Source organism: Microbacterium sp. MDV22-iso44 (assembly GCF_058629135.1).
Window position 1 is genome coordinate 590,733 of the sequence record NZ_JBZVWS010000002.1, and the last position, 19,064, is coordinate 609,796.

Sequence of the window (19,064 nt, forward strand, 5' to 3'; positions counted from 1 at the left end):
ATGTATCCGGCCCTACCGGGCGGGCAGGTAGACCCGGAGTCCGTCGCCGACGGCGCGTACCCGCAGACGGAAGCCGTCCTCTCCGACCTCTTCGAGCTCGCCGTCGTGCACCCAGATGTCGGGGGCGCTGCCGGCGCGGACCTCGATCTCGAAGTCCTCGTCGAGGATCCGTTCGATGTCGGATGCCGGGGGCATCACCCGGAGTGCACGGAGGACCGCGACGGTCTTCTCGCCGAACGCGAGCGAGGCGATGGCGCGGGCGCGCGTGCCGCGGGCGTGGTGCACGCGGACGTCGATGACCGGCTCGTCGAGCGTGGCGCGCTGCATCGTGGCGATGCGGTCGGGGTCGTTGGGGCCGACGCCGGCGAACACCGACCAGACCGAGGCGCGTCGGCCGCCTCGCACGACGTCGACCGCGTGGGCGCCGTGCATCTCGCGCCAGGCGGCGACGGCACCGCCCCACCATTTGCCGAGGCTGGTGCGGCGTTCGCGCTCGGCCAGGAACTCGGGGTACGCCCCGAGTGAGACGGCGTTCAGCACCGTGATCGGTTCCCCGTCGTCCACCGAGGCCTCGGCGACGGCGACGGGTCGGACGTTCGCCGCGGCATACGCGTCGAGCCCGGCGTCGACGTCGGGGATGCCGACCGACCGCGCGAAGTGGTTGAAGGTGCCGTTCGGGAGGACGAGGAGGGTCAGGTCGTGGCGGCGCGCGAGGTGCGCCGCTCGAGAGACCGAACCGTCACCGCCGAGGATCGCCAGCACGCTCGGCGGGTTCTCGCCGACCATCGCGTCGGCCACGACGTCGTCGAGGGTCTCGCTCTCGCCGAGTTCGCGCACGGTCGCACCCGGCATCCGCCTGCGGACGTCGGGGACGCGGTCGGGACGGCCGAGCGAGGCGCCGGAGCGGCTGTTCGCGACGACGAGGACCTCGCCGCCGATGGGGGTGTCGGTCATGCCTTCCACGGTATGCAGGGCGGGGCGGGACCGCCTCCCCTTGACACATACCTCGGGCTGACACGCCCCTCGGGTGCGGCGCTCAGGCGGGCGAGATCGGGCGGTGCTCGAAGAAGGTCTGCAGGACGACGGTCGTACGGGTGTTCACCGAGGCTGCGGCGCGGATGTCGCGGATCAACCGCTCGAGGTCGCGCGGCGTCGCGACGCGCACGAACAGCATGTAGGCCGCGTCGCCCGCGATCGAGTGGCACGCCTCGATCTCGTCGAGGTGCGCGATGAGCTCGGGAGCGTTGTCGGGCTGAGCGGGATCGAGCGGCGTGATCTCGACGAAGGCGGCGAGCGGCTTGCCGGCCACCTCGGGGTCGATGACCGCTCGGTAGCCGGAGATCAGGCCGCGTGCCTCGAGCCGGCGGACGCGGGCCTGCGTCGCCGACACCGACAGCCCCGCGACGGCGGAGAGTTCTGCGAGCGTCGCGCGGGCGTTGCCCGACAGCGCGGCGATGATCGCGGAATCGGCGGGGTCTGTCTCGTCTGCGGGCACGCCTCGACGGTACCGCAGCGGTACCGCAGCCGCCTTGCACACGCGATCCTTACGGCCTTAGGCTGGAAACACAGGAATTCTTCCCGCCATTGCGCGAGGAAGCCGTGAGGAACCGATAGGAGGTCCACCATGAGCACCGTCACCACCGCGTCGACGATCATCGGAATGCCCGAGGTCGTCGAGGACGCCCGCCGGGCCGAGACCTCCGCCGCCTGGGCGCTGCTGCGGGATGCCGCGACCGCCCTCCAGGGTCTGCAGATCACCGACGGGTCGGTGCCCGACGCCGCCGACCACGACGCCGCCCGCGCGCACGTCGAGGCGATCACGGCCGGCATCCGCGCCCTCTCCCCCGCCTTCCCGCACGATGCCGCCTATCTCGAGGCGAGCGTCGCGGACTTCGACCGCTGGGTCTCGGAGGGCTTCGGCGTCCCGGACTTCCTCGATTCGCTCATGGCGTTCCAGCCGCAGGAGAACCGCATCGACGGCCTCCGACACCTCGTCGTGTTCCCGATGTACACCCAGAACGGCACCCGCGACCGCAAGGTCGAGGCCGTCCTCGTCGAGACGATCTGGCCGGAGTTCATCGCCGAACTCGAGCAGACCTACACGAACCGTCTGTTCGTCTCCTTCCGCCTGCTGGACTTCACGCCCGGGTACGACACGAACTCGGCCGTCCTCTTCCCCGAGACGGTCGCCATGCGCGAAGTCCCGACCTTCACGTGGGGCGCGATCTTCCAGGACCGCGAGGCCGCACGGTACCGGCGCGTCGTGCGCGCGGCATCCGAGATCACCCGTCTCGACCTGCCCGAGGCCGCCGCTCGCCTGCTCGACGACCAGCGTCTGGCCGAGAAGACGTTCGTCATGTGGGACCTCATCCACGACCGCACCCACATGCGCGGTGACCTGCCGTTCGATCCGTTCATGATCAAGCAGCGGATGCCGTTCTTCCTGTACTCGCTCGAAGAGCTCCGCTGCGACCTGACCGCCTTCCGCGAGTGCGTGGCGATCGAGAAGGACCTGTCGGCGAAGGCACAGTTGACGGATGCCGAGGGCGAGATGCTCGAGCACGCCGGCCTCGTGCAGTACGCCGTGCTGTTCGACCGCATCTTCCGCTTCGCGATCACCGGCACCCGGGTCCGCAACTACGACGGCCTGGGCGGGCAGCTGCTGTTCGCCTGGCTGCACCAGCGCGGCGTCCTGCACTGGACCGACACGTCGCTCGCGTTCGAGTGGGACCGCGTCGCCGACGCCGTCATCGCCCTGAGTGACGCGATCGACCGGCTCTACTGGGAGTCGATCGACCGCCCCAAGGTCGCGCACTGGCTCGCCGCCTACGACCTGGTCCGTCAGACCGTCACGCCCCACCCCGCGTCGCAGTGGGCCCGCGGACTGTCCGACGAGATCCTCGCCGGCCCGCCGAAGGGGTACACCGACGCGGTCCTCGACGACGAGTTCCCGCTGTCGATGTTCTTCGAGGCGCTCGAGAAGAAGATGCGCCCCGTCATCGCCGGCGTCGCCGGCATCCGCGCCACCGACGCCTGACGTCGGAACGCCACTTCGGCGCCTGGGCTCTCTGGGGGGCTCGGGCGCCGAAGCCGTTTCCGGCGCCGTCAGTCGCCCGCGACGCCTCCCGCCGCTTCGCGCGACGACGACGGGATGCCGGGCGCCGGGGGCGCGGCATCCGCCTCGGCCGTCTCGGGTGCCTCGCGGTACTCGGCCGACAGCGTCCGGTACGACCGGGTGAGGAACGCGGCGAGCGAGGCGGCGACCATGATGAGTCCGCCGACGAGGAAGATGAGCGCGATGCCCCGCATCTCGCCCTCGCCGAGAAGCCAGGACCACGCCCGCTCACCCTCGTCGGTGCGGAAGTACGGGATGATCCAGAACTCCGCGATCGGGGCGATCGCGAACGAGGTGATCGGGCCGGTCGAGACCTCCAGCGCGGTCGCCGCGCCGAAGACCCGGCCCTGGCGCTCGAAGGGGACGACCTTCTGGATGACCGTCTGTTCGGCGGACTCGATCACGGGCACGAGGGTCATGTAGGCCCAGATGCCGACCGCATAGAGCCACCACCATTCGCGCAGCGTGAAGACCGCACCGAGCAGACCCATCACCGCCACGGCGAGCAGGAGTGTGCGGATGGGGTTCTTGCCGAGCCCCTTCGCGGCGACGATGCCACCGCCGATGAGGAAGCCGGTCGCCGTGACCGCGAGGACGACACCCCAGATCTTCACATCGAAGAGCTCGAGCCCGTAGGGATCCATCAGCGCCATGTAGAGGCCGCCGATGAGGTTGTTGAACGTCGAGAAGAGGATCAGTGCGAAGAGTCCCGGAACGGCGCGGATCGCGGCGGCCGCGCCGCGGATGTCGAGGATCTTCGACCCGGGATCGGGAGTCGGTGCGTCCTCGGGGATGCGCACGAACAGCAGGTGGATGAGCGGCACCGCGGTGAAGGCGATCGCGACGGCGAGTGTCCACCCCATGCCCACCAGTCCGATCGCGAGGCCCGACAGCGCGCTCGTCACGATGAAGGCGATGCCCTGCACGGTCCCCACGAGGCCGTTGGCATTCGCGTGGCGCTCGGTCGGGACGAGCAGGGTCACCGTCGTCGACAGGGCGATGTTGCGCAGATTCTCGACGACGGCGCCGGCCAGGATGATGCCCGAGAACAGCCAGAACCACGGTCCGCGGAGGTCGAGGATCGCCGACTCGGGCTGCGACACGTAGATCGCGCCGGCCGCGAGGAACGCGACGAGGGTGAACACCCCCGAGAAGACCATGACGGCGTGCTTGCGGAAGCGGTCGACGAGCGTGCCGAAGACCATGCCGAAGATCGCCAGCAGCAGCATGTAGGCGCCGCCGATGATGCCCGTGGCGAGCACCGACTCGGTCTCGAGGTACACCCAGAAGGTGAGTGCGAACCACAGGAAGCTCGTCGTGACGTTCGCGACGGCCGTGTTCACCAGGACGTGCAGGAACGTGCGCATCCCGCCCGGAGGGACGGTGCGCGGCGACGGCGTCGCTTCACTCATGCGGTGAGGGTATCGCCGGGGTCGGACACGGGGAAGAGCACCTCCGCGCGACCTAGGCTTGAGAGGTGACGACGCTCCACGACCCGATGATCCGCTCCTTCGCCAGCGACAACTACTCGGGGGTCCACCCCGAGGTTCTCGCGGCCATCGCCGCCGCCAACGACGGCCATCAGATCGCCTACGGCGAGGACGTGTACACCGCGCGTCTGCAGGAGGTCTTCGCGCACCACTTCGGCGAGGGGTCGCAGGCGTTCCCCGTCTTCAACGGCACCGGCGCGAACGTGACGGGACTGCAGTCGATGCTCCCCCGCTGGGGCGCTGTGGTCGCGGCATCCACCGCCCACATCAACGTCGACGAGGGCGGCGCTCCCGAGAAGGTCGCCGGCATCAAGATCCTGAACGTCCCGACCGACGACGGCAAGCTCACCCCCGAGCTCGTCGACATGGAGGCCTGGGGCTGGGGCGACGAGCACCGCGCGCAGCCGCTCGTCGTCTCGATCACGCAGTCCACCGAGCTCGGCACCCTCTACACGCCCGACGAGATCCGCGCCCTCGCCGACCACGCCCACTCGCGCGGCATGCGTCTGCACCTCGACGGCGCACGACTGTCGAACGCCGCTGCGGCGCTCGACCTGCCGATCCGCGCCTTCACGAAGGATGCCGGTGTCGACCTCGTCAGCGCCGGCGGTACGAAGAACGGCGCGCTCGCAGCCGAAGCGATCGTCGTGCTCGACCCGGCGGCATCCCAGGGCCTCCCCTACCTGCGCAAGCTCAACATGCAGCTCTCGTCGAAGATGCGCTTCGTCTCGGCCCAGCTGATCGCGCTGTACGAAGGCGACCTGTACCTGCGGAACGCCCGCCACGCCAATGCCATGGCGGCGCGACTGCGCGCGGCCGTCGAGGCGGGGCTGGCCGAGGGATCGATCGACGGCGTGCGCTTCAGCCAGCCGACGCAGGCGAACGGCGTCTTCGCGATCCTTCCCGACGGCGTCGCCGAGAAGCTCCGTGAGTCGTTCCGCTTCTACGACTGGGATGCCTCGAAGAACGAGGTCCGCTGGATGTGCTCGTTCGACACGACGGAGTCCGACGTCGACGCCTTCGTCGCGGCGCTGTCGCGCCTGACCCGCGGCTGAGGTCGCGGCAAGCGCGGGTCAGCGCAGGGCGCCGACCGAGGCGAGGGCCTGCCGCACGAGCGTCGAGCGGCCGCCCTCCATCTCGGCCGCGAGCGCGTCGGACGAGGCCTCCTCGGGCGACATCCAGGTGACCTCGAGCGCGTCCTGACGCGGCTCGCACGTTCCGGTCACGGGCACGACGAAAGCGAGCGAGACGGCGTGCTGCCGGTCGTCGTGGAAGGCGCTGACACCGGGGATCGGGAAGTACTCCGCGACGGTGAACGGCGCGGGCTGAGGCGGCAGCATCGGGAACGCCATCGGTCCGAGGTCGTTCTCGAGGTGGCGGAACAGCGCGTCGCGCACGGTCTCGCCGTAGCGGACGCGGCCCGACACGATGGTGCGGGAGATCTCGCCCATCGGCGTCGCCCGCAGCAGGATGCCGACCTCGGTCACCGCGCCCATCCCGTCCAGACGCACCGGGACGGCCTCGACGTAGAGCATCGGCAGCCGGCGGCGTGCCTCGGCGAGCTCGACGTCGCTCAGCCACGCGGGGTTGCCCGCGGAACCCGGACGGCCCATCGACGACCCGAGCCCGCGGAGCGGATCGCTCCCGCTTCCCTCGTCGTCACGCTCGTTCGGGTCGGGGTCGGGAGTGCGGACGGCCATGCCTCCATGTATACCCGAGCGGATGCCGCGGCGCCCCGTGTCGGACGTGTCACCCGTGTCGGGGGCCTGGGGCAGGATGGACGCATGGTGGCCGCCTCCCCGCTCGATCCCGACGCCGTCCTGTGGTCCGCGCCTGCCGAGGAGCGCGGCGATCGGCCGCTGCTGGTGCTTCTGCACGGCTACGGGTCGAACGAGGCGGACCTCTTCGGCCTCACGCCGCACCTGCCCGGGGAGTTCGTGGTCGCCGCCGTGCGCGCGCCGCTCGCCCCCCGCTTCCCGATGCCCGGGTACTCGTGGTTCACGATCGACGGCGTCGAGAGCCGCGACCACGACGAGGTCGTCGGCTCGACCCGTGCCGTCTGGGACTGGGTCGACGGTGTGCGGGGGGATGCGGCATCCGTCGGTCTTCTCGGCTTCTCGCAGGGCGGCGTCATCGCGCTGCAGATGATGCGGATGCGACCGCAGGGTGCGGCATTCGCCGTGAACCTCGCCGGCTACGCGTTCCCCGAACCCGCGGACGGAGATGCCGAGCTGGCCGAGGTGCGCCCGCCGGTGTTCTGGGGACGCGGCGCGCGCGACGAGGTCATCCCGCCGCGTTTCGTCGACCACACCGCGCAGTGGCTGCCGGGGCATGTCGACCTCAGCGGACGCGTCTACCCCGACCTCGCGCACAGCGTGTCAGCAGAGGAGCTCGGCGACGTGCGGGTGTTCCTCGAAAAGCAGCTGGCCGCACCGAAGAGCTGAGTCGGCCTCTGGCATCCGCTCACCGACGTGGCTACGATGATCGACGTCCTGTCCCGAGTGTGAGGAAGAGCCGTTGAAGGTTATCGACGCGATCGCGCTGTGATCCCGCGCTGACCCGTCGACCCTCCCCGAGGACGATTCGACAGTCCGCCCGGTGATCGATTCACCGACCGGCGCGGACCGTCATCCTTCGACCGCAGCACATCGTGCTGCCCGGCCGCACCGAGCGCTACGGACCGGTCCGTCGACGCAGACGTCCGCGCACCCCTCACAGGGAGGCGCCTCATGCCCACCACACTCACCTCCGCGGTCACCCTCGACCGTGTCACCTTCGCCTGGCCCGACGGCACCGCCCTGCTCAGCGAGGTCACTGGAGCCTTCGGCGGCGGCCGCACCGGCCTCGTCGGCCGGAACGGATCCGGCAAGTCCACGCTGCTGAAACTGATCGCCGGGACCCTCGCACCGGCATCAGGCTCGATCACCACAGCGGGGCGGGTCGACCTGTTGCCGCAACAGCTGACGCTCGACACCGGACGCCGCGTCGCGGACCTGCTCGGGATCGGCGAGGTCCTGGGCGCCGTGCGGGCGATCGAGCGCGGCGATGTCGACGAGCGCCACTTCGACACGGTCGGCGACGACTGGGACGTCGAGGCGCGGGCGACCGCGGCCCTCGCCGAGGTCGGGCTGCCGGAAGGCGCCCTCGACCGAGCGGTCGGCGAGCTCTCAGGCGGCGAGGCGGTCCTGGCGGCCCTCGTCGGCGTCCGGCTCCGCGGGGCCGAGATCGCCCTGCTCGACGAGCCGACGAACAACCTCGACCGCGACGCGCGAGCCCGCGTGCACGAGCTCGTTCGGACCTGGCGCGGCACGCTCATCGTGGTGAGCCACGACACGGCGCTGCTCGAGGAGCTCGACGACACCGCCGAGCTCTACGGCTCGGAGCTGTCGGTGTTCGGCGGACCGTACTCGGCCTGGAAGGCGTGGCTCGACACCGAGCAGTCCGCCGCCGCCCAGGCCGAGACGACGGCCCGGCAGGTACTGAAGCGGGAGAAGCGAGACAGGCAGCAGATCGAATCGGCGATCGCCACGCGCGATGCGCACGGCAAGAAGCTCGCCGCGCGGAAGGCGGCACCGAAGATCGTGCTAGGCACCATGAAACGCTCGGCGCAGGTGACGGCGGGCAAGCTCCGCGTCGAGGCGAACGAGAAGGTGGATGCCGCGCGTGCCGCGGCCGACACCGCCGGGCGCCGTGTGCGCGACGACGACACGGTCCGGATCGACCTGCCCGATCCGGATGTCGGCACGGGCCGCCGCATCGCGACGATCGGCGACGGCGAGCGCTCCTGGATCATCCAAGGACCGGAGCGGGTGGCGCTCATCGGACCGAACGGCGCGGGCAAGACGACGCTGCTCGAACGGCTCGTCGCGTCGGCCGGGGCGGCGCCTCACGTGCCGCGTGCAGGTTCGGCCGACGGCGGTGGGCCGAAACCGGGGTCGGATGCCGCATCCGCCCTGCACTCGGCACCGTCGGGCGCCCGCGCAGAGGCGCACACCGACCGGATCGGCTACCTGTCGCAGCGGGTGGACGGGCTCGAGGAGGATGCCGCGGTGCTGGCGAACATCCGCGCCGCGGCACCCGGGGTCGGTGACGTCGAGCTGAGGAACCGCCTCGCTCGGTTCCTCATCCGCGGCGATACGGTGCACCGGCCCGTCTCGGCGCTCTCGGGCGGCGAGCGGTTCCGGGTGGCTCTGGCCCGTCTGCTGCTCGCCGACCCGCCGCCGCACCTCCTGGTGCTCGACGAGCCGACGAACAACCTCGACCTCGACACGGTCGACCAGCTCGTCGAGGCTCTGTCGGCCTACCGGGGAGCGGTCCTCGTCGTCAGCCACGACGGCGCGTTCCTCAGCAGGGTCGGCGCCGACCTCACCCTGGAACTCCGGGAGGGTCGGATGACGGAGGTCTGACGACCGGGCCGGGGCGCAAGCCCCGGCCCGGTGTCGGTGGTCCGCGCGATGATGGAACCATGGCGGACGTCCTCGAGCGGTTCAGCCCTGCGACGCAGGACTGGTTCCGCAGCGCCTTCCACGCACCCACGGCTGCGCAGGCGGGCGCCTGGCAGGCGATCTCCGCCGGCAAGCACGCGCTCGTGGTCGCCCCGACCGGCTCGGGCAAGACGCTGTCGGCGTTCCTCTGGGCGCTCGACCGCATCTTCCGCGACCGTGTGGCCGAGAAGCCCGCGGCCAACGACGAGAAGTCCGCCCGAGGCAGGAAGAAGCGCGCGGATGCCGCGCCTCCCCGCACGCGCGTCCTCTACGTCTCGCCGCTCAAGGCGCTCGGCGTCGACGTCGAACGCAACCTCCGCTCCCCGCTGGTGGGCATCGGGCAGTCGGCCCGGCGTCTCGGCATGCCCGCGCCCGACGTGACCGTGGGTGTCCGCTCCGGCGACACGCCTTCCGGGGACCGTCGGCGCCTGCTCGCCGACCCGCCGGACATCCTCATCACGACGCCCGAGTCGCTGTATCTGATGCTGACCTCGCAGGCGGCCGAGACGCTCCGCGGCATCCACACCGTCATCGTCGACGAAGTCCATGCCGTCGCGGCGACCAAGCGCGGCGCCCACCTCGCCGTGAGCCTCGAACGCCTCGACGCCCTGCTCGAGACCCCGGCGCAGCGCATCGGCCTCTCGGCGACGGTCCGCCCGATCGATGAGGTGGCCCGGTTCCTCGGCGGAGCGGCTCCGGTCGACATCGTGGCACCCAAGGCGACGAAGGCGTTCGATCTGTCCGTCGTCGTGCCGATCGACGACCTCACGAACCCGCCGCCCCCACCCGGTGCACCCGAGGAGGAGGAGCCGGTCGCCGTCGATCCGGACGACGACGGGGATGGGGACGGGGGCAACTGGTACACGCCGCCGCAGTCGTCGGAGATGACCGGGTCGGTCTGGCCGCACGTCGAAGAGGCGATCGTCGACCGCATCCTCGCCCACCGGTCCACCATCGTCTTCTCGAACTCGCGTCGCCTCGCGGAGCGTCTGACGGGACGGCTCAACGAGATCTACGCCGAGAGGGTCGGCATCGACGTGCCGGATCCGACCGTGCCAGCCACCATGATGGCGCAGGCGGGCGCGTCAGCCGGGGTCGAAGCGATCCTCGCGAAGGCGCACCACGGCTCGGTGTCGAAGGAGCAGCGCGCGCAGGTCGAGGACGAGCTGAAGTCCGGGGCGCTCCGCTGCGTCGTCGCGACGAGCAGCCTCGAGCTCGGCATCGACATGGGCGCCGTCGACCTCGTGATCCAGGTCGAGGCGCCGCCCTCGGCGGCATCCGGTCTGCAGCGCGTCGGTCGCGCCGGCCACCAGGTCGGCGAGGTCAGCCGCGCCGCGCTCTTCCCCAAGCACCGCGGCGACGTGCTGCACACGGCCGTCGTGACCGAGCGGATGCTCGCGGGGCAGATCGAGGCGATCTCGGTGCCGCAGAATCCACTCGACATCCTCGCCCAGCACACGATCGCCGCCTCCGCCGTGGCCGTGCTCGACGTCGAGGGCTGGTTCGAGACCGTCAAACGCTCGGCCCCGTTCCGCTCCCTCCCCCGCTCGGCCTATGAAGCGACACTCGACCTGCTCGCCGGCCGCTACCCGTCCGATGCCTTCGCCGAACTGCGTCCCCGCGTCGTCTGGGATCGGGATGCCGGGACCATCACCGGCCGGCCGGGTGCGCAGCGCATCGCGGTCACCAGCGGCGGCACGATCCCCGACCGGGGACTGTTCGGCGTCTTCATCTCGGGCGAGGCGCGCAACGCCCGTGTCGGCGAGCTCGACGAGGAGATGGTCTACGAGTCCCGCGTGGGTGACGTGTTCACCCTCGGCACGACGAGTTGGCGCATCGTCGAGATCACCCACGACCGGGTGAACGTCCTCCCCGCCTACGGTCAGCCGGGCAAGCTCCCGTTCTGGCACGGCGACGGTCTCGGCCGTCCCGCGGAGCTCGGCGAGGCCCTCGGCAAGTTCTCGCGCGAACTCTCGACGGCGAAGCCCGAGAAGGCGGTCGCGCGGCTGCGGGAATCCGGCCTCGACGACAACGCGATCGGCAACTTGCTCGCCTACATCGGCGAGCAGCGCGAGGCGACGGGCAGCCTTCCGACCGACAAGACCCTGACCGTCGAACGCTCCCGCGACGAGGTCGGCGACTGGCGCGTCATCCTGCATTCCCCGTACGGCATGCATGTGCACGCACCGTGGGCACTGGCCGTCAACGCGCGGATCCGCGAGCGTCTCGGCGTCGAGGGTGCCGCGGTCGCGAGCGACGACGGGATCATCGCCCGCGTGCCCGACACGGATGCCGAGCCGCCCGGAGCCGAGCTGTTCGTCTTCGACGCGGACGAGCTCGAACAGCTCGTCACCTCGGAGGTCGGCGGGTCCGCACTGTTCGCCTCGCGGTTCCGCGAATGCGCGGCTCGGGCACTCCTGCTCCCCCGCCTCAACCCGAACAAGCGATCGCCCCTGTGGCAACAGCGCCAGCGTTCCGCGCAACTGCTCGAGGTCGCCAAGGAGCACCCGACCTTCCCGATCATCCTCGAGACCCTCCGCGAGGTCCTGCAGGACGTCTACGACCTCCCGGCCCTGCTGCGGATCGCGCGGAGCATCGCGGACCGCCGCATCCGTCTCGTTGAAACGACGACGAGCTCGCCGTCGCCGTACGCGCGCGACCTGCTCTTCGGATATGTCGGCGCGTTCATGTACGAGGGCGACTCGCCCCTCGCCGAGCGCCGAGCGGCAGCGCTGTCGGTCGATCCTGCCCTGCTGAGCGAGCTGCTCGGCAAGATCGAGATGCGCGAGCTGCTCGACCCCGGCGTCATCGAGCAGTACGAGCGCGAACTCCAGCGACTCGATCCGACGAGGCGCGTACGCGGCGTCGAGGGCGTCGCCGACCTGCTGCGGCTGCTCGGGCCGCTCTCGGTCGCCGAGGTGGCAGAACGGCTCGAGGGTGCGGCGACGGACCCGGACGCGCCTGCTCTGGCAGCGACCGAAGCCGATTCCGCGGCTCTGCTCGACGAACTCGTCGACACCCGCCGCGCCATCCGCGTCACCTTCGGCGGCGCCCCCCGCGTCGCCGGCATCGAGGATGCGGGCCGCCTGCGCGACGCCCTCGGCGCGGCGCTGCCTGTCGGCATCCCGACGGCCTTCCTCGAACCCGTCGCCGATCCGCTCGCCGACCTCGTCGCGCGGTACGCCCGCACGCACGGACCGTTCCGGACCTCCGACGTCGCGACGCGCCTCGGCGTGGGCGGCGCCGTCGCCCGTCAGACACTGCAGCGGCTCGAAGCGCAGGGCCGGCTCGCGAGCGGGTTCTTCCTGCCCGCGGACTCCGCACACCCGGACGACCTCGAGTGGTGCGACAGCGAGGTGCTGCGCCGCATCCGGATGCGTTCGCTCGCCGCGATCCGCGGGAGCGTCGAACCCGTCGAGCCCGAGGCGCTGGGGCGTTTCCTGCCCGTCTGGCAGCACCTGACGCGTCCGCTCGAGGGGGTCGACGGGGTGCTCGCCGTGGTCGAGCAGCTCGCCGGTGTCCCGCTCCCCGCAAGCGCGTGGGAATCGCTCATCCTGCCGTCGCGCGTGCGGAACTACTCCCCCGCCCTGCTCGACGAACTGACAGCGACCGGCGAGGTGCTCTGGTCGGGTCACGGTTCTCTGCCCGGACGCGACGGCTGGATCGCGCTGCACCCCGCGGATGCCGCGACGCTCACGCTGCAGATCCCCGAAGACGAGGTCACGCCGTTCGAGCAGTCGCTTCTCGACGCGCTCGGCGCCGGCGGCGCTTACTTCGCCGGTCAGCTGGTCGGCATGGTCGAGGCGCCGAACGAGCAGTCCGTCATCGACGCGCTCTGGAACCTGACCTGGTCGGGGCGCGTCACGAACGACACGTTCGCGCCCGTCCGAGGGCTCCTCGCCGGCGGATCGCAAGCGCACCGGGTGACGCGGCGTACACCCCGCACCCGCATGTTCCGCGGGGCGCCGATCGCCGCCGCCGCGCGGCCCGCACCGCAGCGCCCGGCCATGGTCGGCGGCCGCTGGTCGCTGCTGCCCGTCCCCGATGACGATGCGACCCTGCGGGCGACCGCGACGGCGGGCATGCTCCTCGAGCGCTACGGCGTCGTCACCCGCGGCTCGGTCCAGGCCGAGGGGGTCCCGGGCGGCTTCGCGCAGGTGTACCGGATCCTGGCGGGATTCGAGGATGCCGGGCACTGCCGGCGCGGCTACTTCGTCGAGAAGCTGGGGGCCGCCCAGTTCGCGACCTCGGCGACCGTCGACCGGCTCCGCGAGTTCGCGTCGGTGCCGGAGCCCGCACCGCTCACCGCGCGGACGCTCGCCGCCACCGATCCCGCCAACCCCTACGGCGCGGCGCTGAACTGGCCGTCGATCGAGGGAGTGAACCACCGCCCCGGCCGCAAAGCCGGCGGACTGGTCGTGCTGGTCGACGGCACCCTCGTGCTCTACCTCGAGCGCGGCGGGCGCACCGCGCTCGCCTTCACCGACGACGAGGACGTCCTGGTCGCCGCCGCGCGCAGCCTCGTCGAGACCTCACGCGCCCGTGGCCTCGACACCCTCACGATCGAGCAGGTGAGCGGTGCGTTCGTCTACACGACCGCCGCCGGCCGCGCCCTCCGCGACGCCGGTTTCGTCGAGTCGCCCAAGGGCCTCACCCTGCGGCGCGGCTCACGGGAGCCTCAGCGTGCCTGAGGGCGACACCGTCTTCCGAGCCGCGCGGAAGCTGCACGAGGCGCTCGCGGGCCACGAGGTCACGCGATTCGAGGTGCGTGTGCCGCGGAGCGCCACGGTCGACCTGCGCGGTGAGACGGTGCGCGAGGTCGTGCCGCGCGGCAAGCACCTGCTCATGCGCATCGGGGCGCAGACCCTGCACTCCCACCTCAAGATGGAGGGCCGCTGGCACGTCTACAGGCCGGGCCAGAAGTGGCGCGCCCCCGCCTTCCAGGCCCGCGCGATCGTCGGCACGAGACCCGCGGACGCCGTCGGCTTCGAGCTCGCGATGGTCGAGGTCCTGCCGACCGCCGAGGAGGACCGCGTGGTCGGGCACCTCGGGCCCGATCCGCTCTCCGCCGACTGGGACGCGGCGCAGGCGGTGGCGAACGTCGCAGCCGACGAGCGTGCGATCCACGTGGCGCTCCTCGACCAGCGGAACGTCGCCGGGTTCGGCAACGAGTACGCGAACGAGCTGCTGTTCGTGCGCGGCATCCGTCCCACCGCACTCGCGAAGGAGGTCGACGTCGCGGGTCTCATCGACACGGGTGTGCGGATGATCCGCGCGAACCGGGATCGACAGGGGCGCACGTTCACGGGCGACAACCGCCCGGGGAAGCAGACGTGGGTCTACGGACGCGGCGGCAAGCCGTGCCGACGCTGCGGCACGCTCATCGAGGGATCGGAGCTCGGGGCGCGTGCGACGAGCGAGCGGATCGTGTTCTGGTGCCCCGTCTGCCAGCCGTGACCGGCCGACCGGTCATTCGTCCGGCGTGAGTCCCTCGACGCGGTAACGGCGTTCGATCCCCGCCGTCGCGCGACCCCATTCGCTGTCCGCGGCGCGTCGCTGGTGCTCCCGGAACGTGGACGCATCGGTCCAGAGCTCCTCGACCGACCACGCACGACCGCCGCCGAGCGGTGTGATCTCGAACAGCAGGCAGCCGTCCTCGGCCCGCGTGCGCTCGATGTGCGCGTCGAGGTGGCGCCGCACGGCATCCGCTTCGTCCTTCGTCGCGCAGATCATCCTGCCCGACAGGCGTACTCCTCCGATGTCGACCATCAGTGACCGATGTACCGGCCGGGCCGGTGGTTCAGAGCGAGGACGAGGTTCAGCACGACGGCCCCCGCCGCGCTGAGCAGAACGAACTGCCAGGGGACGACCAGGAGGGCGAGCAGGATGACGAGGACATCGAAGACCATCATGGTCCACCCCACGCGGATTCCGGTCGCATCCTGGATCACGAGGGCGACGACGTTGATCCCACCGAGGCTCGCGCCGTGCCGGAAGACGATCAGCAGGCCGATCCCGGCGAGGAGGTTGCCGGCGATGGTCCCGAAGACCGGGTCGATCCTCTCGATGAGGAACAGGTGCTCGATGAGGACGGAGAATCCGGAGACCGCCCCGATGCACACCAGGGTGCGGAGGGCGAAGTTCCACCCGCGCTTCCAGACCGCCAGGACGCCGAAGGGCAGGTTGACGACGGCGAACAGTGCCGCGAACGGCCAGTCGAGCGCATAGTTCAGCAGCAGGGACAGGCCCGCGGTGCCGCCGGTGACGGCCATGCTCATGTGCAGCAGGAACAATCCCAGGGAAACGGTGAACGTTCCGGTCGCGAGTCCGACGATGTCGTCGAGCCAGGTGTGCGGAGCGGCCTTCTCCTCGAAGACGAGCGACGGGCCCGTCTCGGGGGCGGCGGGGTCGGCCATCTCTTCGTGCGCTGTCACCGAATCAGGTTACCCAGCCGCGGTCAACCCCGTGATTTCGGGTGCCATTCGGGAATGAAATGCCCTGTGGGACGTTGTATCCGTCAAGGAGGACCCGTGGGCAAGAACTACATCGACATCGAGAACGACCGAGGCGAGACGCTGCGCTACCGCAAGCACGCCAACGGACGTGGCTTGATCGCGAACGGAGCCAAGGTGCACCCGAGTGCGATCGTCGAAGCAGGAAGCTACGTCGAACCCGGGGCGCAGATCGCCGCAGGCGCCCGCATCGGACGCGGAGTGTGGATCGAACCGGAGGCCGTCATCGGCCCGAACGCAGAGATCGCACCCCACGCGCACATCGGACCCGGAGCAGCCATCGGTGCCGGCGCGAAGATCGGCGTCCGCTGCTTCGTCGGCGCCGGAGCGCGGGTCGCACCGGAGTCCCTCATCGGCGACGACGAGAGCATCCCCGAAGGCGAGCGCGTCGCGACCGACCGTCGCGGCCTCCGCTTGGCGGCCTGACCGCCCCCTCACACGTCTGCAAGGCCCGATCCCTCTCCAGGGGTCGGGCCTTCGTCTGTGGCTGGGGTTAGCCTCGGCGCATGACCACCCCGCGCCGCTCGACCCGCGCCGTCGTCGCGGGGTTCGTCGGTGCGCTCCTGCTGGCGGGGATCTGGGTCGCGGCATCCGCTCTGCGCGGGTCGACGGGTGAGGGGATGCCGGCGGGAGCCGACGTGATCACGGTGCAGCGCGTGGTCGACGGCGACACCCTCGTGACTGCGGACGGTACTCGAGTCCGTCTGATCGGCATCGACGCTCCCGAGGCGCATCCCGAACCGGAATGCGGAGCGGATGCCGCGACCGCCCGGCTGCGCGAGCTCGCGCCCGAGGGCGCCCGCCTCCGGGCCGTCGCCGACCGGGAGGACCTCGACCGGTACGACCGCGAACTCCGCTACCTGTGGACCGCGGACGGGACGTTCGTCAACGAGGCGCTCGTGGCGGAGGGCCACGCTGCGACGCTCCGCATCGCACCGAACACCCGGTACGCGGAGCGGTTGGCCGCTGCCGAATCCGCCGCTCGGGCCCAGGGCGCCGGACGGTGGGGCACCTGCTGAGCCGCGGCATCCCCGTGGCATCCCGAAGCGTCCCGAGGCGCGCGGCTACGCTGGCAGGCATGGCGACACGCGGCGGACCCCAGCGCAAGGGCGGCCGTCCGACGCCGGGGAAGGGCCGCGCGGGGGGCGCCAAACCGACTCCGAAGCCCACGCCGAAGCGGAAGCCGGCCCCCGCACCGGTCGCGCCGGCACCCCCACCGCCGTCGGGCCCGTTCCGCCTCGGCGCGATCCCGGGGGCGACGCCGGGCAAGTGGATCGACATCTGGAAGACCCGGATGCCGCGCAACCCGCTCGAGCTCGTCCCTCTCGCGGTCGCGGATCAACGCGCGGCGTTCGCGCGGGGCGACGTGGATGCGGCGATCGTCCGGCTGCCGATCGACCGCGACGGTCTGAACGTCATCCCGCTCTACGAGGAGACGACGGTCGTGGTGTGCGCTGCCGACTCCGCTCTGACGGCGGCGGACGAGCTGACCGCGGAAGACCTTCTCGGCGAGGTCCGGATCGTGCCGGGCGACGACGTCCTGTCCTTCGATGTCGCGGGGACCTCGGAGCCGCGATTCGCGGCGCCGGCCACGACGGGCGAGGCGGTCGAGATCGTGGCCACCGGCGTCGGGATCGTCCTCGTGCCCATGTCGCTCGCCCGACTGCACCACCGCAAGGACGTGACGTTCCGGCCACTCGCGGAGGCCCCGGCATCCGCCGTCGCACTCGCCTGGCCAGCCGAGGGGGCGACCGAGCTGGTCGACACGTTCGTGGGGATCGTCCGGGGGCGCACCTCGAACTCCTCGCGCTGACGCACGGCGTTCGGCCCCGGACCGGGCATTTAGACTCGAGGAATGGCTCCGCTCGTCTATCTGTGCGTTCGCCCGCAGGTGGATGCCGCGGACGGCGAGTACGCGTCGTTCCACCAGGCGATGGGTGTCGGTGAGAGCGGGCTGGAGCGCTGGAACCTGGTCGACGACGACCTGCCCGCCGACGCGTTCGAACGCTGGCGCGGCTTCGTGGTCGGCGGCAGCCCGTTCAACACGACGGATGCCGACGACGCCAAGTCCGCGGAGCAGGTGCGGATCGAGGCGGGGCTGCAGGCCGTGGCCCGGACTGCCGTGGCGGGGCGGACGACCGCGCTGTTCACGTGCTTCGGGATCGGTGTCGCCTCACGCGCCCTCGGCGGCGAGGTGACGCGGGAGTACCCGGAGGGGACGGGGCCCACCGGCATCCGTCTCACTGATGCGGGTCGGCAGGATCTCCTGTTCGGCGGGCTGGAGGCCGAGTTCACCGCCCTGACGGCGCACAAGGAGGCCATCGAGCGGCTGCCCGAGGGCGCCGTGCTCCTCGCGACGAACGACGAGTGCCCCGTGCAGGCGTTCCGGATCGGCGACCGGCTGTACGCGACGCAGTTCCACCCCGAGCCGACCGGCGTCGCGTTCACCGAGCGGATGACGATCTACCGCAACCACGGCTACTTCGACGCGGACGAGTACGACACCGTCGCCGCGGTCGTGCTCGCGGCCGATCTCGACGAGCCGCAGCGGCTGCTGCGCCGATTCGCCGAGATCTTCTGACCGCTCAGCTGCGCGCGAGCGAGAGTTCCCCGCGACGTCCGCGTGCCCAGAGCACGAGAGGGACGATCACGACGATCGCGGCGGCGATCCACGCCGTGATCGCGATCGGGGTGGACTGAGGTTCGGTCGCGAACCGGCCGATGCCGATCCACAGCAGTCCCCACGCCGAAGCGAGCGCCGGTGCGAGGCGTCCGCCGGTGCGGATCGCGCTCGCGGCGGCGATCAGGACGACCACGATGATGACGGCGATCCCCCACGCGGTGGCGGCGTCGCCCCACGACGTCGGCGCGACCTCAGCGGTCAGCCAGGCGGTCGTGTTCGCGACGGTGGCGAGCGTGACCCAGCCCAGGTGCAGTCCGACGGTGACGTCGGTGAAGAACGTCTCGGCGAACGTGCGCGGCGGATTGAGCACCAGGATGCGGATGGTCCAGCCCAGCGCGACGAGCAGGGCGACGATCGTCAGGACGGTGACGAGGAGCGTCGTGTACTGGGCGGCCAGCAGCCAGAGCCCGTTGAGGACGGCCGTGAGGGCGATCGGGTAGCCGACCTTGCGCTGGCGGTCACTGCCGCGCTGCGACGGGAGTGCCTGCCAGATCGTGTACGCGATCATGAACAGGTAGATGACGCTCCAGATCGAGAAGGCCTGGGCCGCGGGAGCGAGCACCGTGGAGGTCGCCGAGAGCGCGCCGTTCTGCAGGTCCTGAACCGGAGTCCCGCCGAGGACGCCGGCCCCGAACAGGGCGGCGATCAGCATGAACGTCACCGCCGAGATCACGACGATCTGGCGGGTGAGGTCCGACGAACGGGATGCGGTGGAGCTCATCATGCCGTCACGGTACGTCCCCGTGGCGCGCGGCGGCGACCTCTTGACAGGCTTCGAGC

17 protein-coding genes are annotated in these 19,064 nt (G+C 71.2%); 10 read left to right on the forward strand and 7 right to left on the reverse strand.

The window, feature by feature from the left end; translation table 11 throughout:
• Positions 1 to 12: 12 nt before the first annotated feature.
• Complete coding sequence (locus AC4NN1_RS09665) at positions 13 to 954, reverse strand: diacylglycerol/lipid kinase family protein (RefSeq protein WP_491955138.1); 942 nt, start codon at positions 952 to 954, stop codon at positions 13 to 15.
• A gap of 82 nt (positions 955 to 1,036) precedes the next feature.
• Positions 1,037 to 1,495 (reverse strand): Lrp/AsnC family transcriptional regulator, encoded by a 459-nt coding sequence (locus tag AC4NN1_RS09670; protein WP_020097894.1) that lies wholly within the window; start codon positions 1,493 to 1,495, stop codon positions 1,037 to 1,039.
• 129 nt (positions 1,496 to 1,624) lie between these two features.
• Between AC4NN1_RS09670 and AC4NN1_RS09675 the strand changes: the two genes are divergently transcribed.
• Positions 1,625 to 3,037 (forward strand): DUF6421 family protein, encoded by a 1,413-nt coding sequence (locus AC4NN1_RS09675; RefSeq protein ID WP_491955139.1) that lies wholly within the window; start codon positions 1,625 to 1,627, stop codon positions 3,035 to 3,037.
• Positions 3,038 to 3,105: 68 nt separating this feature from the next.
• On the opposite strand, the gene AC4NN1_RS09680 is transcribed toward AC4NN1_RS09675, so the two are convergent.
• Positions 3,106 to 4,527 carry an MFS transporter gene (locus AC4NN1_RS09680; protein WP_020097892.1) on the reverse strand — a complete coding sequence of 474 codons (1,422 nt, stop codon included), beginning with the start codon at positions 4,525 to 4,527 and terminating at the stop codon, positions 3,106 to 3,108.
• A gap of 65 nt (positions 4,528 to 4,592) precedes the next feature.
• Here AC4NN1_RS09680 and AC4NN1_RS09685 point away from each other — a divergent pair, with 65 nt between their 5' ends.
• Positions 4,593 to 5,660, forward strand: coding sequence for a threonine aldolase family protein (locus AC4NN1_RS09685; protein ID WP_491955140.1), 1,068 nt, complete (start codon positions 4,593 to 4,595; stop codon positions 5,658 to 5,660).
• 18 nt (positions 5,661 to 5,678) lie between these two features.
• Here AC4NN1_RS09685 and AC4NN1_RS09690 read toward each other — a convergent pair whose 3' ends face one another.
• Positions 5,679 to 6,305, reverse strand: coding sequence for an NUDIX hydrolase family protein (locus AC4NN1_RS09690; RefSeq protein ID WP_020097890.1), 627 nt, complete (start codon positions 6,303 to 6,305; stop codon positions 5,679 to 5,681).
• A gap of 84 nt (positions 6,306 to 6,389) precedes the next feature.
• Between AC4NN1_RS09690 and AC4NN1_RS09695 the strand changes: the two genes are divergently transcribed.
• The 4 genes from AC4NN1_RS09695 (at position 6,390) to AC4NN1_RS09710 (ending at position 14,546) form a co-directional block, all read left to right on the forward strand.
• Positions 6,390 to 7,049: an alpha/beta hydrolase gene (locus AC4NN1_RS09695; protein WP_336125852.1), complete on the forward strand. Its 660-nt coding sequence runs from the start codon at positions 6,390 to 6,392 to the stop codon at positions 7,047 to 7,049.
• Between the two features lie 285 nt (positions 7,050 to 7,334).
• Entirely contained in the window at positions 7,335 to 9,011 is a 1,677-nt protein-coding gene (locus tag AC4NN1_RS09700) for an ABC-F family ATP-binding cassette domain-containing protein (RefSeq protein ID WP_491955141.1), read from the forward strand.
• A 59-nt stretch (positions 9,012 to 9,070) separates the two neighbouring features.
• Positions 9,071 to 13,780: an ATP-dependent helicase gene (locus AC4NN1_RS09705; RefSeq protein ID WP_491955142.1), complete on the forward strand. Its 4,710-nt coding sequence runs from the start codon at positions 9,071 to 9,073 to the stop codon at positions 13,778 to 13,780.
• A complete protein-coding gene (locus tag AC4NN1_RS09710; RefSeq protein ID WP_020097886.1) occupies positions 13,773 to 14,546 on the forward strand; it encodes a DNA-formamidopyrimidine glycosylase family protein in 774 nt (257 codons plus the stop codon). Before AC4NN1_RS09705 ends, AC4NN1_RS09710 begins: the two co-directional genes overlap by 8 nt.
• A gap of 12 nt (positions 14,547 to 14,558) precedes the next feature.
• On the opposite strand, the gene AC4NN1_RS09715 is transcribed toward AC4NN1_RS09710, so the two are convergent.
• Positions 14,559 to 14,858: a putative quinol monooxygenase gene (locus AC4NN1_RS09715; RefSeq protein ID WP_231370926.1), complete on the reverse strand. Its 300-nt coding sequence runs from the start codon at positions 14,856 to 14,858 to the stop codon at positions 14,559 to 14,561.
• A complete protein-coding gene (locus tag AC4NN1_RS09720; RefSeq protein WP_018185629.1) occupies positions 14,858 to 15,505 on the reverse strand; it encodes a YitT family protein in 648 nt (215 codons plus the stop codon). The genes AC4NN1_RS09715 and AC4NN1_RS09720 overlap by 1 nt, the downstream gene beginning before the upstream one ends.
• 114 nt (positions 15,506 to 15,619) lie before the next feature.
• Between AC4NN1_RS09720 and AC4NN1_RS09725 the strand changes: the two genes are divergently transcribed.
• From AC4NN1_RS09725 to AC4NN1_RS09740, 4 genes are all read left to right on the forward strand, one after another.
• Entirely contained in the window at positions 15,620 to 16,027 is a 408-nt protein-coding gene (locus tag AC4NN1_RS09725) for a UDP-3-O-(3-hydroxymyristoyl)glucosamine N-acyltransferase (protein ID WP_018185630.1), read from the forward strand.
• Positions 16,028 to 16,107: 80 nt separating this feature from the next.
• Positions 16,108 to 16,620: a thermonuclease family protein gene (locus tag AC4NN1_RS09730; protein ID WP_363456581.1), complete on the forward strand. Its 513-nt coding sequence runs from the start codon at positions 16,108 to 16,110 to the stop codon at positions 16,618 to 16,620.
• A 59-nt stretch (positions 16,621 to 16,679) separates the two neighbouring features.
• Positions 16,680 to 17,414 carry a LysR family substrate-binding domain-containing protein gene (locus AC4NN1_RS09735; RefSeq protein WP_491955143.1) on the forward strand — a complete coding sequence of 245 codons (735 nt, stop codon included), beginning with the start codon at positions 16,680 to 16,682 and terminating at the stop codon, positions 17,412 to 17,414.
• Positions 17,415 to 17,456: 42 nt separating this feature from the next.
• Positions 17,457 to 18,182: a glutamine amidotransferase-related protein gene (locus AC4NN1_RS09740; protein ID WP_311858789.1), complete on the forward strand. Its 726-nt coding sequence runs from the start codon at positions 17,457 to 17,459 to the stop codon at positions 18,180 to 18,182.
• Positions 18,183 to 18,186: 4 nt separating this feature from the next.
• Here the strand turns inward: AC4NN1_RS09740 and AC4NN1_RS09745 are convergent, their stop codons facing one another.
• The gene (locus AC4NN1_RS09745; RefSeq protein ID WP_336125840.1) at positions 18,187 to 19,008 is read right to left on the reverse strand and encodes a TspO-related membrane protein; all 822 of its coding nucleotides are present in this window, start codon (positions 19,006 to 19,008) and stop codon (positions 18,187 to 18,189) included.
• Between the last annotated feature and the right edge of the window lie 56 nt (positions 19,009 to 19,064).